At 67.4% G+C, this 15,103-nt stretch carries 14 protein-coding genes; 9 read left to right on the top strand and 5 right to left on the bottom strand.

Annotated features, from left to right (window positions below; genetic code table 11):
* Positions 1 to 271 precede the first annotated feature (271 nt).
* Positions 272 to 685, bottom strand: coding sequence for an arsenate reductase ArsC (locus H681_RS11225; protein WP_015476974.1), 414 nt, complete (start codon positions 683 to 685; stop codon positions 272 to 274).
* Positions 686 to 865: 180 nt separating this feature from the next.
* Here H681_RS11225 and H681_RS11220 point away from each other — a divergent pair, with 180 nt between their 5' ends.
* The gene (locus tag H681_RS11220; protein ID WP_015476973.1) at positions 866 to 1,552 is read left to right on the top strand and encodes a TetR/AcrR family transcriptional regulator; all 687 of its coding nucleotides are present in this window, start codon (positions 866 to 868) and stop codon (positions 1,550 to 1,552) included.
* Between the two features lie 76 nt (positions 1,553 to 1,628).
* Entirely contained in the window at positions 1,629 to 1,925 is a 297-nt protein-coding gene (locus H681_RS11215) for a hypothetical protein (protein ID WP_015476972.1), read from the top strand.
* Positions 1,926 to 1,932: 7 nt separating this feature from the next.
* Here the strand turns inward: H681_RS11215 and H681_RS11210 are convergent, their stop codons facing one another.
* Positions 1,933 to 3,081, bottom strand: a complete 1,149-nt coding sequence (locus H681_RS11210; RefSeq protein ID WP_015476971.1) for a DUF1615 domain-containing protein — start codon at positions 3,079 to 3,081, stop codon at positions 1,933 to 1,935.
* Between the two features lie 97 nt (positions 3,082 to 3,178).
* Entirely contained in the window at positions 3,179 to 4,072 is an 894-nt protein-coding gene (locus H681_RS11205) for a DMT family transporter (protein WP_015476970.1), read from the bottom strand.
* Positions 4,073 to 4,202: 130 nt separating this feature from the next.
* Between H681_RS11205 and H681_RS11200 the strand changes: the two genes are divergently transcribed.
* The gene (locus H681_RS11200; RefSeq protein ID WP_015476969.1) at positions 4,203 to 4,640 is read left to right on the top strand and encodes an Lrp/AsnC family transcriptional regulator; all 438 of its coding nucleotides are present in this window, start codon (positions 4,203 to 4,205) and stop codon (positions 4,638 to 4,640) included.
* Positions 4,641 to 4,898: 258 nt separating this feature from the next.
* Here H681_RS11200 and H681_RS11195 read toward each other — a convergent pair whose 3' ends face one another.
* Positions 4,899 to 7,259: a DNA polymerase II gene (locus tag H681_RS11195; RefSeq protein WP_015476968.1), complete on the bottom strand. Its 2,361-nt coding sequence runs from the start codon at positions 7,257 to 7,259 to the stop codon at positions 4,899 to 4,901.
* Positions 7,260 to 7,410: 151 nt separating this feature from the next.
* On the opposite strand from H681_RS11195, the gene mltA reads away from it, so the two are divergent.
* The gene (gene mltA / locus H681_RS11190; RefSeq protein WP_015476967.1) at positions 7,411 to 8,565 is read left to right on the top strand and encodes a murein transglycosylase A; all 1,155 of its coding nucleotides are present in this window, start codon (positions 7,411 to 7,413) and stop codon (positions 8,563 to 8,565) included.
* A gap of 199 nt (positions 8,566 to 8,764) precedes the next feature.
* Here the strand turns inward: mltA and H681_RS11185 are convergent, their stop codons facing one another.
* A complete protein-coding gene (locus H681_RS11185) occupies positions 8,765 to 9,730 on the bottom strand; it encodes an AraC family transcriptional regulator (protein ID WP_015476966.1) in 966 nt (321 codons plus the stop codon).
* A 181-nt stretch (positions 9,731 to 9,911) separates the two neighbouring features.
* Between H681_RS11185 and H681_RS11180 the strand changes: the two genes are divergently transcribed.
* The 5 genes from H681_RS11180 (at position 9,912) to H681_RS11165 (ending at position 15,023) form a co-directional block, all read left to right on the top strand.
* Positions 9,912 to 10,838: a bile acid:sodium symporter family protein gene (locus H681_RS11180; RefSeq protein WP_015476965.1), complete on the top strand. Its 927-nt coding sequence runs from the start codon at positions 9,912 to 9,914 to the stop codon at positions 10,836 to 10,838.
* Positions 10,835 to 11,578: a sulfite exporter TauE/SafE family protein gene (locus tag H681_RS11175; protein WP_015476964.1), complete on the top strand. Its 744-nt coding sequence runs from the start codon at positions 10,835 to 10,837 to the stop codon at positions 11,576 to 11,578. Before H681_RS11180 ends, H681_RS11175 begins: the two co-directional genes overlap by 4 nt.
* Positions 11,575 to 13,368: an N-acyl-D-amino-acid deacylase family protein gene (locus H681_RS11170; protein WP_015476963.1), complete on the top strand. Its 1,794-nt coding sequence runs from the start codon at positions 11,575 to 11,577 to the stop codon at positions 13,366 to 13,368. The genes H681_RS11175 and H681_RS11170 overlap by 4 nt, the downstream gene beginning before the upstream one ends.
* 204 nt (positions 13,369 to 13,572) lie before the next feature.
* Positions 13,573 to 13,713 (top strand): hypothetical protein, encoded by a 141-nt coding sequence (locus tag H681_RS26360; RefSeq protein WP_157883314.1) that lies wholly within the window; start codon positions 13,573 to 13,575, stop codon positions 13,711 to 13,713.
* 158 nt (positions 13,714 to 13,871) lie between these two features.
* Complete coding sequence (locus tag H681_RS11165; protein WP_041712552.1) at positions 13,872 to 15,023, top strand: MFS transporter; 1,152 nt, start codon at positions 13,872 to 13,874, stop codon at positions 15,021 to 15,023.
* Positions 15,024 to 15,103: the final 80 nt, after the last annotated feature.

Raw genomic sequence — 15,103 nt, 5'->3', positions numbered from 1 at the left:
CCAATTCGGGTCGCGCAGACGCCACATGGATCGGGCGTCACGGACAGGACTTTGAGCGTGACTCTATCGGCCCCCTCCCCGGCTGACCACTCGTCGGGATCGATAATGCTCATGAAGATCAGTGATACAGAAATGGCTCGCCGCCATCATCGCTTCATGTAACCGTCACCGCGCCGTCATGCGCCGCCCGGAGAATGCTCCCAGCTGAAGGACCAGCCCCATCAAGCAGAAAGCCCGCGATCAGCGGGCTTTCTGCTGTGTGGCGACAACCTCAGGGACGGTTCTTCACCATCTCGAACAGTTTCAGGCGATCGCTCAGCTCCTGCAGGGTATGGCGGAACGGATCGTGCTGCTCGCTGGTGGTCGGGTCGGCGAAACTCCAGACGATCACTTCGCTCGAGCCGGGCAACTCATCGCCTTCGCCTTTGGACTTGTCGCACAGGTCGATCAGGTAATCGAAGTGCTGGCCGCGAAATTCGTCGATGGACTTGCTGCGCAGTCCCTCGGTGGATATGCCGGCGTGCTCCAGGACATCGCGGGCGCGCGGGTCGATGGCGCTGGGGTGGATTCCGGCGCTGCAGGCGTCGAAATGCTCGGCATCGGTATGCCGCAGCAGCGCTTCGGCCATCGGGGAGCGGGCATCGTTGGCGATGCAGACGAACAGGACTCGGCGTTTCTCGGTCATCACTACCTCGGCACGGGACGCGGATTCGGCCCTTATACGCCAGGTTTGTGACAGTGCCGTGTCGGAACGATGAAGGTGCCCCGGCACGGCCCGTTGGTGAGAGCCCGAACCTATGAAAAAGTACCCATTCGCTATATAGCTTTGTATATTTTGAATCCCCGTATCCGGCTGCCCCGATCCATGAACCCAACCTCGACCACCACCAACAAGCGTTCCCGCTACACAGGTCCGACCCTCAGCATCCGCGACCGCAACCGCCAGCGCATCCTTCTCGCCGCCGGCGAAGAGTTCGCCGACAAGGGCTTCAGCGCCGCCAGGACGCAAGACATCGCCAGCCGCGCCGAGGTGCCCAAGTCCAACGTCTACTACTACTTCCAGAGCAAGGAGAACCTCTACCTGCGCCTGCTGGAGAACGTGGTGGGCGCGGTATTGGAAGCCTCCGCCCTGCTGCGCGAGTGCGACGACCCGGCCTGGGCGCTGCCCGCGCACATCCGCGCGCGCCTGCACATCGCCCGCCAGTGGCCGCAGGCCTACAAGGTCTTCGCCAGCGAAATGCTCCACGGCGCCCCGCACTTGCCACGGGAGTGGCTGCAACGCCTGCGCGCGGAATCCCTCCGCAGCCTGGAATGCCTCGCCGCCTGGATCGACCGTGGCCTGCTCGCCCCGGTGGATCCGCAGCACCTGCTGCTGAGCATTTCCGCGGCCACCCGTACCTACGTGGATTTCGACTGGCAGATCGCGATGATCACCGGCAAGGCGCAACCGGACGCCAGCGACTTCGAAGCGGTGGCGGCGACCATCACCCGCCTGGTCCTGCGCGGCACCGAGCCGGAGCCGGCAACGCGGCTGCGCCCCTTGCCGCTGTAGCACGCGGCGGAGGCTGCACTAAGCTGAGGTTGTCCGCATGGCCCTGAGCCATGTCCACATTCGTCCGGGAGACGTCATGAAATCGCTACTGATCGCCACGTTGTCGCTGATCGCCGTGCAGCCCGCTGTCGCCGCCATCCCCATGCTCAACTACGACTGCCCGAACGACATCCAGATCCACACCGACGAGGGCGGGCCGGTCTACATCAACGGCAAGGAAGCCAGGATCAAGCAGAGCAACGACAAATACATCGAGGCCAAGGGCGAAGGCGTGACCGTCTCCATCAGCCTCAACGACGACGGCACCGCCAGCGTGTCCTACACCGGGCCCAAAGGCGCCAACGGCATCTGCCAGCCCGCCGAGGGCGACTGATTCCGGCTCAGGGCTTTTTCGGCGCCCGCGCCAGGCAGCGCTTGTAGCGCTCATCCACGCGCTGGGCGAACCAGGCAGTGGTCAGTTGGCGGGTGATCTTCGGGCTGTGCAGCGTGATGCCTGGCAGGATCGCCCGAGGCAACGGCTTGCCGGCGGCGCGCTCGCCCAGTGCGAAGACCTTGGCGTACAGCCTGGATTCGGCGAATGCCTGGGTGTCGCCCTGCTCCAGTGCGCGACGAATCTCCCCCTCGCTCATCGCCAGGCGCGGCGCCAGGGTGCGCACCGCCTTTTCCGTGCTGCCGGCGTCGTAGCTGCCGTAGAGGATCAGGTCGCCGTCCAGCGCCAGGGTGATGCCGCTGGCCTCGCTCACCGCACGCTGGAAGGCGGCGTTGCGGCTGGCGTACCAACCGGCGTTGAAATCGGCGAAACGGTACAGCGGCTTCGGGTAGTCCACCGGGTAGCCGAGCAGGTGGGCGATGCCGAAATACATGCCGCCACGCCGGCTGAAGACTTCACGGCGAATGCTGCCGTCCACCGGGTAGGGATAGTCCTCGGCGTGGGCCTGGGCGAAGGCGATGCTGACCTGCATCGGCCCGCCGGTATGCACCGGGTTGAAGCGGCCGAACAACTGCTGGCCCAGCGGCACGCTGCCGATGAAATCATCGAAGATCGCGCTCAGCTCCTTCTCCGTGCGCACCGCCGCCAGGCGCTGGCTGTAGCTGCGTCCGTTCGGCGACTTCAGGCTCAGCGCGGCGTCGATCAGGATGCCCGGCACATGCAGCTTGCCGGCGCGCCGGTCGATCTCGCCACGGGCGATCTTGCCCAGCCCGGGCACCGCGGGATCGGCCTTGTAGTTGGACTCCTGCTCGGTCACCGCCAGCACCGAGCAGAGGTTCTCGGCGGTTGCCGGAATGCGCTGGGCGCTGAACGCTACCTGGATGTCCCGCGCCCAGCCGGGACGGTCGGCGACGCTCGCCGGCATCAACTTCGCCACCGTCGCGCGCACTTCCTCCGGGGTCGCTTCGGGCGCCCCCTGGCGGGTGCCGCAACCGGCCAGCGCCAGCAGTGCGGCCAGGCCCAGCAGGCGGAAAACCTTGATTCGAGGGAGAGGCCTGTCCAGGCCGGAGAAATCTGCCGTCAGGGCAGCCGCATTCATAGTCCGTTCCTTGTTTCGAGACCGCCTACCATTTTCCGCCTACAGAGACGGCGCCCGACGGCGCAGGTTCCCCGGCATTGTCAGCCAAGCAGGGATTTCAGCGCCAGGCCAGCCGCCGCAGGTCGAAGCGCCAGCCGCGCTGCATGCCGGCGGCGGCGAGCAGGATGGCGACCACGCCCAGCCATTGCAGCGGTGTCAGGCGGTGCCCGAAGGCGAACCAGTCGACGAAGATCGCCGCGATCGGATAGATGAACGACAGCGCGCCGGTCAAGGTCGTCGGCAGCTTCTGGATCGCGCCGTAGAGCAGCACGTACATGATCCCGGTGTGCACGATGCCCAGGGTCGCGAGGCTGGCCCAGGCCGAGGTCGCCTGCGGCAACGGCGAGAGATTGGCCCAGGGAGCCAGCAGGGCCACGCCGGTCAGCGCCTGGATCAGTGCGATCAGGTGCGGCGGAATGCCATCCAGGCGCTTGATGATCAGCGCCGCCAGCGCATACAGCGCCGCCGCGCCGAGCGCCAGGGCGATGCCGCCGAGGTAGTCGCTGCCCACCTGTCCGTCGGCCCCGTGGGCGCTAACGATGGCCAGCATGCCGAGGAAGGAGACCCCGAGCCAGGCCATCTTCTGCGCGCTCAGGCGCTCACCGAGGAACAGCGCGCCCAGCAGCACCAGCAGGAATGGCTGCACGTTGTACACCGCCGTGCCGATGGCGATGGAAGCCCGCGAGTAGGAACCGAACAACAGCACCCAGTTGCCGACGATGGCCACGCCGCTGAGCAACGCCAGGCCGAAGGTGGCGCGGGTGAGGATGCCTGGCCGCAGGAAACCCATCAGGCCGCAGATCGGCAGCAGGGTCGCGGCGCCGAACAAGCAACGCCAGAACACCACGTCCAGCACCGGTTGCCCGGAGACCACCACCAGCCAGCCGATGGTGCCGCAGATCAGCATGGCGCTGACCATTTCCAGGGTGCCGCGTCGAATCCGCTCATGCATGGTTCACCTCCTTTCGTTGGCGACCAGTATGAATGGGTGATTCGACGCGCTCCATCGCCTGACAGAGGCAAAAACCAAGGTTCACCTTTACTATCAAGGTAACTTTCGCCATTTACCTTTCGAGGTCGCCATGACCGATGAAATCGACCAGTTGCTGATCGCCGCACTGATGAAAGATTCCCGCCTCTCCCTCAAGGCCCTGGCCCAGGCCAGCGGCCTGAGCGCTCCCAGCGTGGCCGAGCGCCTGCGCAAGCTGGAGGAGCGCCAGGTCATCACCGGCTACACGGTGAACGTCGACCCGCGCGCCTTCGGCTACCAGTTGCAGGCCATCGTCCGTGTGCGACCGCTGCCGGGACGGCTGCAGGAGGTGGAGAGGCAGATCATGGCGATCCCCGAGTTCACCGAGTGCGACAAGGTCACCGGCGAGGATTGCTTCTACGCGCGGATGTGCGTGAGGTCGATGGAGCAGTTGGATGAGTTGCTGGACCACCTGAACGGTTTTGCCGAGACCAATACCGCCATCGTGAAGAAGACCCCGGTGAAGCGGCGATTGCCGCCGATGGCGTAAGGCACACCGTACGTGCCTCGGGTAAACCGCAGGATGGCGTCGAGTGAAGCGATACCCATCCTGCGGTCTGCCCCCTCACCACAACTCGCCAATATTCCTTTTGTAGGAGCGAGCTTGCTCGCGAACCCGGCGGCAAGCCTGGCGTAAGGTGGTCGGCGCGGGTGTTGGGCGATTCGCGAGCAAGCTCGCTCCTACGACAAGCGCGAGGCTAACCCGCACGCCCCAGCCCTTGCTCGCGGACAGTTCTTCCGGCCCCACTCAGAACAACCCCATCTGCCGATCGATCAACGCACTGAAATCATCCTCCACGAACGGCAGGATGGCGTCGGCCACCGGCTGCAGTTGCCGGCTGACGTAGTGGTCGTAGTCGATGGGCGAGTGCCGCGTCTCCAGCGGTTCGGGGCCGTTGACCGTCATCACGTAGCTGATCCAGCCGCCGTTCTGGTACTGCCGGGGCCGTCCCTGGCGCTCGTTGTAGTCATCGGCCATGCGCGCCGCGCGCACGTGGGGCGGGACGTTGCGTTCGTAGTCGCCGAGCCGGCGGCGCAGGCGCTTGCGGAAGATCAGCAGCTCATCCTGCTCGCCGGCCAGGGTGCGACTCACGTAATCGCGGACGAACTCGCGGTAAGGCTGGCGCTGGAAGATGCGCAGGTACAGCTCCTGCTGGAACTGCTGGGCCAGCGGCGACCAATCGGTACGCACGGTTTCCAGGCCCTTGAAGACCATCTCATCGCTGCCGTCGGCGCGCCGCACCAGGCCGGCGTAGCGCTTCTTGCTGCCCTCCTCCGCACCCCGCACCGTGGGCATGAGGAAGCGCCGGAAGTGCCGCTCGAACTGGATTTCCAGCGCGCTTTCCAGGCCATACGTCTCGCGCAGGTGCTCGCCCCACCACCGGTTGACGTGACGCACCAGGGAGCGGCCGATCTCGGCGGCCTCGTCCTCGCCGTGCGCACGGCCAAGCCAGACGAAGGTGGAGTCGGTGTCACCGTAGATCACCCGATGCCCCTGCCCTTCGATCAGCTCGCGGGTGCGCCGCATGATCTCGTGGCCGCGCAGGGTGATGGACGACGCCAGGCGCGGGTCGAAGAAGCGGCAGCCACTGGAGCCGAGCACGCCGTAGAAGGCGTTCATGATGATCTTCAGCGCCTGGGACAGCGGCGCATTGCCCTCGCGCTTGGCGGCGTCGCGACCCTGCCATACACGCTCGACGATGGCCGGCAGGCAATGTTGCGTGCGGGAGAATCGTCCACCACGGAAGCCGGGGATCGAGACCGCGTCCGACGGGTCGCTCAAGCCTTCCACCAGCCCCACCGGGTCGATCAGGAAGGTGCGGATGATCGACGGGTACAGGCTCTTGTAGTCCAGCACCAGCACCGACTCGTAGAGTCCCGGCCGCGAATCCATGACGAAGCCGCCGGGGCTGGCCTCCGGCACCTTGCCGCCGAGGTTCGGCGCGACGTAGCCCAGGCGGTGCATCGGTGGCAGGTACAGGTGGGTGAAGGCCGCCACCGAGCCACCGCTGCGGTCCGCCGGCAGGCCGGTGACGCTGGCGCGTTCGAGCAGGAAGTCGAGGATGCGGGTCTTCTCGAAGATCCGCGTGACCAGTTCGCAGTCCTTGAGGTTGTATTTCGCCAGCGCCGGCTTGTCCTCGGCGAAGCGGCGGTCGATCTCGGCCATGCGGTCGTAGGGGTTGTCGATCGACTTGCCTTCGCCCAGCAGGCTCTGCGAGACGCTTTCCAGGCTGAACGAAGGGAAGCTCCAGAACGCCGAGCGCAGCGCCTCAATGCCGTCGATGATCAGCCGTCCCGCCGCCGCCGCGAAGTAGTGGTTGCTCGAGGCGTGCTGGCGCCAGCCCATCTCGTCGCCGCCACGGCCCAGGCGCAACGGGACGTCCAGGCGCTTGGCGTGTTCCTGCAGCACGCGCAGGTCGAACTGCACCAGGTTCCAGCCGATGATGGCGTCCGGGTCGTGCTCGGCCAGCCACTGGTTCAGACGCTCCAGCAGTTCGGCGCGGCTGTCGCAATACTCCAGCTCGAAGTCGCGCTCGCCATCGACGCCGTTGGCCGGGCCGAGCATGTAAACCTGACGCTGGCCGCAGCCTTCCAGGGCGATGGAATAGAGGTCGCCACGGATATTGGTTTCGATGTCCAGCGAGACCAGTTTCAGTTTCGGCCGGTAGCCCGGCGTCGGGCGCAGCTGTGCCTCGATGACGCTGCCGGCGTCTCCCGGCTTGCCGCTGAAGGTCACGGGCGCGGTGATGAAGCGCTCCATCAGGTAGCGCTCGGGCGGGCGGATGTCCGCCTCGAACACCTCGACGCCGGCCTCGCGCAGGCGCATCTCCAGGTTCATCAATTGGCGATGCTGCTGGCAATAAAGGCCCAGCACCGGGCGTTGCTGGAAATCGCGCAGGCCCAGCGGGCGCAGCTCCGCGCCGCGCTCGCCGGCCAGCAGCTTCTCGGCGCGGGCACGCTGCTCGGCCGGCACGAAGGCCACCGAGGTCTGTGGCGGCAACAACACATGCCGGGGCCCCTCGTCGGTGGCCAGCCAGAAGCCCACCTCGGTGCCTTCGGGCGTATCCCGCCAATGTCGGGTCAGGACGAAACCCTGCCTTGCCTCCACGCTCTAACCATCCGTCTGTCGAATCAGAACGCCATTCTACCGGTCCGTCCGCGGATTCGTTGCAAGGCGTGTAAATCCGACCGATGCGTTTGACGCACGCCCCGCGTCTGCCCAAGCTAGCGGGCTTTCGTTTGCCTGCCAGGACTCGCCCGTGACCGACTCGTCCCGCCACTGGACCCGCCCTCTCCTCGCCACCCTCTGCATCGCCACCCTGCTTTCGGGCTGCGGCCTGTTCGGCAAAAAGCCCGAAGAAGCCAAGGCGCCGACCTATTCCAAGGCCGACTGGTCGGACCTGCCGAAAACCGCCGACAGCGACGTGGTGCAAGGCTTCAACGCCTGGCGCTCGGCCTGCGCGGTGCGCCTGAAGAAAGATCAAATCTGGGCCGCCACCTGCACCCAGGCACTGGGCGTCCCCGCCTCGCCGGCGGCGATCCGCCAGTTCATGCGGGAGCACCTGCAACCCTACCAGCTGCGTGCAGGCAGTGGCCGCGAAACCGGCCTGATCACCGGCTATTACGAGCCGGTCTATCGCGGCAGCCTGGAGCGCAACACACAGCACGGCGTGCCGGTGTATGGCGTGCCGTCCGACCTGGTGGTGGTGGCGCTGGATAGCGTCTACCCCGAACTCAAGGGCAAGCGCCTGCGCGGCAAGCTCGACGGCAACACCGTCAAGCCCTACGCCGATGCCGCCGGCATCCGCCGCGATGGCGTCGATGCGCAGGTTCTGGCCTGGCTGGGCGACCCGATGGACCTGCAATTCCTGCAGATCCAGGGCTCGGGCCGCGTGCAGCTGGACTCCGGGCGTCAACTGCGCCTGGGCTATGCCGAGCAGAACGGCCGCCCCTACAAGCCGGTGGGCCGCTGGCTGGTGGAACAGGGCGAGCTGAGCAAGGACGAAGTCAGCATGACGCGCATCCGCGACTGGGCCCGCGCCCATCCGCAGCGGGTCGACGAACTGCTGGCGAGCAACCCCAGCTACGTGTTCTTCAGCCAGCGCCCGGACAGCAACGAAGGCCCACGCGGCTCGCTGAACGTGCCGCTGACGCCGGGCTACAGCGTGGCCATCGACCGCAAGGTGATCCCCCTGGGCAGCCTGATGTGGCTCTCCACCACCCGCCCCGACGGCGCGCCGGTGGTGCGCCCGGTGGCGGCCCAGGACACCGGCGGCGCCATCGTCGGCGAGGTGCGCGCGGACCTGTTCTGGGGCACCGGCGATGCCGCCGGCGAGCTGGCCGGGCACATGAAGCAGGAAGGCCGGCTGTGGCTGCTGTGGCCGAAGGGCGCGGAGCTGCCGAGCGCATCCTGACCGCCGGATTCACCTTCTGCAGGAGCGAGCTTGCTCGCGAACCGCCTGACACCGCTGCATCCGGCGAATCCGTTCGCGAGCAAGCTCGCTCCTACGAAGAGCAGTTCGGCGCAGATCGCCAATCAGCGCGCGAGCCGGGGTTGATCGCGGACAAAGTCCGCGATGCTTTTGCTTCTGGCTGGGTATTTCTGCGCCGCTCCTACGAAGAGCCATCCGCCCCCTGGCGGAACTGGCCCGGCGTCATCCCGCTCCAGCGGCGGAACGCCTTGGCGAAAGCGCTCTCGTCGGAGAAGCCAAGCCGCTCGGCGACCTCGGCCAGGCGTGGCGATTCGCGCAACAATTGCTCGGCCATGCCATGCAATACCTGCTCGCGTAGCAGCTTGAAGCTGGTGCCCTCGTCGGCCAGCTTGCGGTTGAGGTGACGGCCGCTGAGTGCCAGTTGCTCGGCGACCCGCTCCTTGCCCCAGCTCGGCTGCTGACGCAGCAACTGCTGCACCTGCGCCGCCAGGCTTTGCGCGCCCAGGCGCTGCAACTGCGCATCGGCCAGCGCCCGCAGGTGCTCGCGCATCAGCGCGTTGGCCTGGATCAGCGGCACGTCGAGGTCCGCCAGGGCGAAGCACAGGGCGTTGTCCGCTGCGGCAAAGTCGATGGGGCATCCCAGCACCTGGTCATAACGGGCGTACTCGGCGCGGGGCCGATGGCTCAGGGTCAAGCGCCTCGGCGTCACCCGCTCGCCGGTGATCCAGCGGGTCATGTGCACCAGGCTCGCCAGCGCCGCCTCCACCCGTTCCTCGCGCCGTGCCACGTAGCTGGGCCGGTAGATCAGGCGCACCTGGGCGGCATCGCGCTCGAGCTGGAACTCGCTGCCCTCGGCGATGATCGGGTAATACTCCAGCAACGCCTCCAGCGCCTCGCCGAAGTGCTCGCAGCTCATCAGCAGCGCGCCGACCATGTCCAGGTGGCCGACCTGCAGGGCACTGCCCAGGCGCAGCCCCACCAGCGGGTCGGCGGAGGCGGCGCACAGCCCCTCCCAGATGCGGTCCTGCACGGCCAGCGGGATACGCGCCTCGACCGGCAGTTCGGCCGGCACCGGCAGACCCAGGCGCTGCGCAGCCTGGAGAATGCCCTGGGCATAGTGAACGGTGATCGATGGGCTGTGGGGCATGGTCCCGAATTAACCGCGCGAAGTCTCGATTGAGCCGTTACCGGACGGTAACGATTCCGTATGCTTGCCAATTACAACGATAAATACAAATACGAGTCACCTTGCATGCACGATAACCACGGAGCCGCGCCCCGAGCGCCGGCCATCGCGTTGCCCGTCCCTTTTCGACAGGAGACCGGCGATGCCTGACGTCAACCTCGAATTTTCCGGCGGTTCGATGATCGCGCTGAACGTCATCATCGCCCTGATGATGTTCGGCGTATCGCTGGAACTGCGCCGCGACGACTTCACCCGCATCCTCCGCCAGCCCAAGGCACCGGCCATCGGCATGCTAGTGCAGTTCCTGCTGCTGCCCGCCGTCACCTGCCTGCTGACGCTCTTCCTGCCGATCGACCCGGAACTGGCGCTGGGGATGATCCTGGTCGCCACCTGCCCCAGCGGCACCTTCTCCAACATCATGACCTGGATGGCGCGCGGCAACGTCGCGGTGTCGGCCAGCGTCACCGCCGTGTCCGGGCTCAGCGCGGGTATCTTCACGCCGCTGAACTTCGCCCTTTATGCCGGCCTCAATCCGGCCACCCGCGACCGCCTCACGCAGATCCACATCGACCCGCTGGAACTGGCCGGCGTGGTGCTGCTGGTACTGATCCTGCCGATGCTCGCCGGCATGGCCCTGGGCCGGCAGAAACCGCAACTGGCGCGGCTCCTGGAAAAACCGCTGCGGCAGTTGTCGCTGCTGGTGATGCTGGGCTTCGTCGGCGTGGCCTTCGCGAAGAACTTCCAGCAGTTCATCGCCTACTTCCACCTGTTCTTCTGGCTGGTGCTGCTGCTCAACGGCACCGCGCTGCTGCTGGGCTATGTCTGCGCGCGCCTGTGGCGGCTGCCGGACGCCGACGTGCGCGCCGTTACCCTGGAAAGCGGCATCCACAACTCGGCGCTGGGCATGGCGCTGATCCTCACCTTCTTCCCGCAGGCCGGCGGCATGCTGCTGATCGCCGCCTTCTGGGGCTGCTGGCAGCTGTTCTCCGGGCTGCTGCTGGCGCAATGGTGGGCGCGCCGCGAGCCACGCGGTGCGGCCTTCAGGGCTGCCGCCGAGGGCCATCGATGAACGCGCCCGCCATCGCTCTCGGTGGCTTCATCCTGCTGGCCTACACCCTGGAAGCCATCACCGGCTTCGGCAGCGTGGTGATCGCCCTGTCCCTCGGCGCGCTGCTGATGCCCATCGAGACGCTGCTGCCGATCCTCGTGCCGCTGAACATCGGCATGACCGGCTACCTGTGCTGGCGGCATCGGCGGCTGATCGACATGGGCCTGCTGCTGCACACCGTGCTGCCGGGGATGCTGGTCGGCATGCTGATCGGCTACCTGATGCTGCCGCATCTGGACCCGCAGCCACTCAAGCGCGGCCTCGGCGCGCTGATCCTCTGGTTCGCCGTCCGCGAACTGTGGCGCCTGCGCGCCAGCGCTCCGGAGCGCGGGCATGCACCCAACTGGGTAGTGCGCCTGGCCACCGGCGCGGCAGGCCTCTGTCATGGTCTGTTCGCCTCGGGCGGCCCGCTGCTGGTCTACGCCCTGGCCACCCGCCCGCTGGACAAGACGCGGCTGCGCGCCACCCTGGTGTGCGTCTGGTTCACCCTCAACGGCCTGCTGACCCTGGCCTTCCTCCTCGACGGCCGCCTGCGCCCGGCGCTGCCCCAGATACTGGCCTACGCGCCCCTGCTGCTGCTCGGCGTGTGGCTGGGCGAGCGCCTGCACCACCGTTTCGAGGAGCGCCACTTCCGTCTCGCCATCCACTGCCTGCTGCTGGTCAGCGGCGTCCTGCTGCTGTCGCCCTGGAGCCTCCTGTGAGCTACGACATCATCATCAAGAACGGCCTGTACTTCGACGGCAGCGATGCCCCCGGCAGCCTGCGCCATGTCGGCGTCAAGGACGGTCGCATCGACACCCTGAGCGTCAGCCCGCTGGACGAAGACGGCTGCGCGGAAGTGATCGACGCCACCGGCAAGTGGGTCACCCCCGGCTTCCTGGAAATCCACTCGCACTACGACGCCGAGGCCATCGCCGCGCCGGCGCTGAAGGAATCGGTACGCCACGGGGTGACCACGGTGTCGGTCGGTTCCTGCTCGATCAGCATGGTGCTGGGCGAGGCCGAGGACTGCTCCGACCTGTTCACCCGCGTCGAGGCCGTGCCGCGCGAGCAGGTGCTGCCGATCCTGCGCGACAAGCGCACCTGGAAGGACGCCAAGGGCTACCGCGCCTTCTACGACCGGCAGCCGCTGGGACCGAACCTGTGCTCCTTCCTCGGGCACTCCGAGCTGCGCGTCACGGTGATGGGCCTGGAGCGCGCCATCAGCGGCGCCAAGCCCACCGAGGCCGAGCTTTCGCGCATGGAGGAACTGCTGGAGCAGGCGCTGGACGCCGGCTGCTTCGGCCTCTCGGTGATGACCACGCGCCTGGACAAGATGGACGGCGACCGCGCCTGGTCCAGCCCGCTGCCGTCCACCTTTGCCAGCTGGAAGGAGTTCTCCCGCCTGTTCGCCGTGCTGCGCCGGCGCAACGCGCTGATGCAGGGCGCGCCCAACGCGGTCACCAAGATCAACGTGTTCGCCTTCCTCTACCAGGCCCACGGCTGGTTCCGCCGCCCGTTGAAGTGCTCGATGCTCACCGCGTTGGACCTCAAGTCCCAGCCCTTCATGCACCGCGTCACCCGCGCCTCCGGCTGGGTCGCCAACCGCCTGCTGCGCGGCCGCTACCGCTGGCAGACCCTGCCCGCGCCCTTCGTGGTGCGCATCGAGGGGCTGAACATGAACGGCTTCGAGGAGTTCGGCGCCGGTGAGGTGCTGCGCGACATCAAGGACCCGGACGAGCTCTACACGCGCATCCAGGACCCGGCCTTCCGCGAGCGCTTCAAGAAGGACATCAAGGCCACCCTCAGTATCGGCCTGTGGCATCGCAAGCTGTCCGACTGCTGGGTGCGCGAGTGCCCGGACGCAAGCCTCATCGGGCGCAATTTCGAGGACATCGGCCGCGAGCGCGGGCTGGACCCGGTGGACGCCTTCTTCGAGCTGGCCGGCCAGTATCGCAATGCGCTGAAATGGACCACCTGCTACGGCAACCACCGTCCGGAGATCATGGCCAAGCTGCTGGCCAGCCCCTGGACCCAGCCAGGCTTCGCCGACTCCGGCGCGCACCTGGCGTCCCATGCGCAGTACAACTTCCCGCTGCGCTTCCTGAAGTACGTGCGCGATGCCGAGCTGGCCGGCGCCGGCTTCATGGACACCGGCCGCGCCGTGCACCGGCTGACCGGCGAGCTGGCGGACTTCACCGGGATCGATGCCGGTTACATCCGCGTGGGCGACCGCGCCGACCTGGCGGTGATCAACCCGCAAGGCCTGACCGCCGCACTGGATGAGGTCAGCGAGGCGCCGATGGAAGTGCTCGGCCTGACGCGCCTGGTGAAGCGCAACGACGACGCGGTGGAGGCCACGTTGATCAATGGGCGCGTGGCGTATCGGCGCGGGAGCGGCTTCCCGGAGGCGCTGGGCAAGGAGCGCGGTTTCGGGCGATTCCTGCCGGGGCGCGACGTACTGAGCCGGCCGCAGGAGGTTTCGGCGGGAGCGCCAGCATTCAACCGGTAGTTTCGGCGTGTTCGATGGTTCGCGAGCAAGCTCGCTCCTACAGGTAGAGCACGCGCACTCTGCGTAGGAGCGAGCGTGCTCGCGAACCCGATCGACGCCAGCCATGCCGGCGTTCAACGCGATACCGCGCGGCCGGCCGAGATTGACGCCCCGCAGCGCACTCACTAGAGTGCGCGGTTTCCGACATTCCGCTGTACCCGCACCATGACCCCGTTCTACCGCTTCGCCGACCCGAGCTTCGCCCTGCTGCGAGAGCCCCCGCGCGTGCGCAAAATCGATACCGCGCTGCGCCGTCGTCGCAGCGTGCTGTTCGCCTTCACCTTCTCCCCGCCCACCGGCTGCTGAGCCGGATGCCGGCCGCACGCGCGCCGGTCATTCCGCATTCCGATTCCGCCCACCGGTAAATGCCGGCGGGTTCGCTCGCATGTGCTGTCCCCAACGCTCAAGCGCCGGGGCAGGAGAAGGTTTCCATGAACAATCCGTCTTCCCTCCATCCGTCTTCCTTGAACAGGCCGCTGCTGGCGGTGCTGCTGTTCGCCGTGTCCATCGTCGGCCTGAGCCTGGGCGCCACCCTGCCGCTGGTGGCGCTGCGCCTGCTGGACAACGGCGCCAGCGCGTTGCAGATCGGCATCCTCTCGGCGGTGCCGGCGGCCGGCATGATCCTCGCAGCCGCCCTGATCGACCGCCTCTGCCAACTGATGAGCCGGCGCCGCCTGTACCTGCTGTGCTTCGTGCTGTGCGCCGCGAGCACCGCGGCCATCGAGTTCAGCAGCCACTCCCTCTGGCTGCTGGCCACTGCGCGCCTGGCGCTGGGCGTCGGCATGGGCATCGCGATCATCCTCGGCGAGGCCTGGGTCAACGAGCTGTGCGGCGAGAACAATCGCGGCACCATCGTCGCTTTGTACGCCACCAGCTTCACCGCTTTCCAGCTACTCGGCCCGACGCTGGTGGCGCTGCTCGGCGCGCAGACGCCCTGGGTGGTGCTGCTGGTCAGCGCCGGCCACCTGGTCGCGCTGGCCACCGTAGCCTTCGCCATGCCCGAGGAAGGCATCCACGAGCATGTGGAAGGGCCGCGCAGCTTCTCCCTCGCCGGCTTCCTGCGGGTGGCGCCGGCCTTGTGCATGGGCGTGCTGTTCTTCTCCTTCTTCGACAGCGTGGTGCTGTCGCTCTTCCCGGTCTACGCCTCCAGCCACGGCTACGCGGTGGGCATCGCCGCGTTCATGGCGACGGTGATCCTGCTGGGAGACATGATCTGCCAGTTGCCGCTGGGCTGGCTCTCCGACCGCCTCGACCGTCCCAGCCTGCACCTGGCCTGCGGCGTCGCGGCAATGCTGATCGGCCTCGGCCTGCCCTGGCTGATCGGCCAGACCTCGCTGCTGTGGCCGGCGCTGATGCTGCTCGGCGCGGTAGCCGGTGGGGTCTACACCCTGGCCCTGGTGCTGATCGGCCAGCGCTTCCGGGGCCGCGACCTGGTCACCGCCAACGCCGCCGCCGGGATGCTCTGGGGCGTCGGCAGCCTGCTCGGCCCGCTGCTCAGCGGCAGCCTGATGGACCTCGGTCCGCAAGGAGTGCCGGTGGCGCTGGCGCTGGCGGCGGGGTTGTTCGTGGCGACGGCGGCGGCCTCGGTGCGGCGTACGGGGGTTCGCCACGCCTGACGGCGGGGGTTCGCGAGCACGCTCGCTCCTACAGGGTGCCGGTCCCGCAGCCGAGGGTGTTCCTGCTTTTCGTAGGAGCG

It is taken from the genome of Pseudomonas sp. ATCC 13867 (genome assembly GCF_000349845.1).
In the GTDB taxonomy this organism is placed as follows: domain Bacteria; phylum Pseudomonadota; class Gammaproteobacteria; order Pseudomonadales; family Pseudomonadaceae; genus Pseudomonas.
This window is presented reverse-complemented; position numbering and strand designations above follow the sequence as displayed.

Excerpts from the sequence above, each read along its gene's own strand:
- H681_RS26360 (WP_157883314.1), top strand. The coding sequence starts at position 13,573 with ATGACCCCGTTCTACCGCTTCGCCGACCCGAGCTTCGCCCTGCTGCGA.
- H681_RS11215 (WP_015476972.1), top strand. The coding sequence starts at position 1,629 with ATGAAATCGCTACTGATCGCCACGTTGTCGCTGATCGCCGTGCAGCCC.
- H681_RS11220 (WP_015476973.1), top strand. The coding sequence starts at position 866 with ATGAACCCAACCTCGACCACCACCAACAAGCGTTCCCGCTACACAGGT.
- H681_RS11185 (WP_015476966.1), bottom strand. The coding sequence starts at position 9,730 with ATGCCCCACAGCCCATCGATCACCGTTCACTATGCCCAGGGCATTCTC.
- H681_RS11200 (WP_015476969.1), top strand. The coding sequence starts at position 4,203 with ATGACCGATGAAATCGACCAGTTGCTGATCGCCGCACTGATGAAAGAT.
- H681_RS11175 (WP_015476964.1), top strand. The coding sequence starts at position 10,835 with ATGAACGCGCCCGCCATCGCTCTCGGTGGCTTCATCCTGCTGGCCTAC.
- H681_RS11180 (WP_015476965.1), top strand. The coding sequence starts at position 9,912 with ATGCCTGACGTCAACCTCGAATTTTCCGGCGGTTCGATGATCGCGCTG.
- H681_RS11225 (WP_015476974.1), bottom strand. The coding sequence starts at position 685 with ATGACCGAGAAACGCCGAGTCCTGTTCGTCTGCATCGCCAACGATGCC.
- H681_RS11205 (WP_015476970.1), bottom strand. The coding sequence starts at position 4,072 with ATGCATGAGCGGATTCGACGCGGCACCCTGGAAATGGTCAGCGCCATG.
- H681_RS11210 (WP_015476971.1), bottom strand. The coding sequence starts at position 3,081 with ATGAATGCGGCTGCCCTGACGGCAGATTTCTCCGGCCTGGACAGGCCT.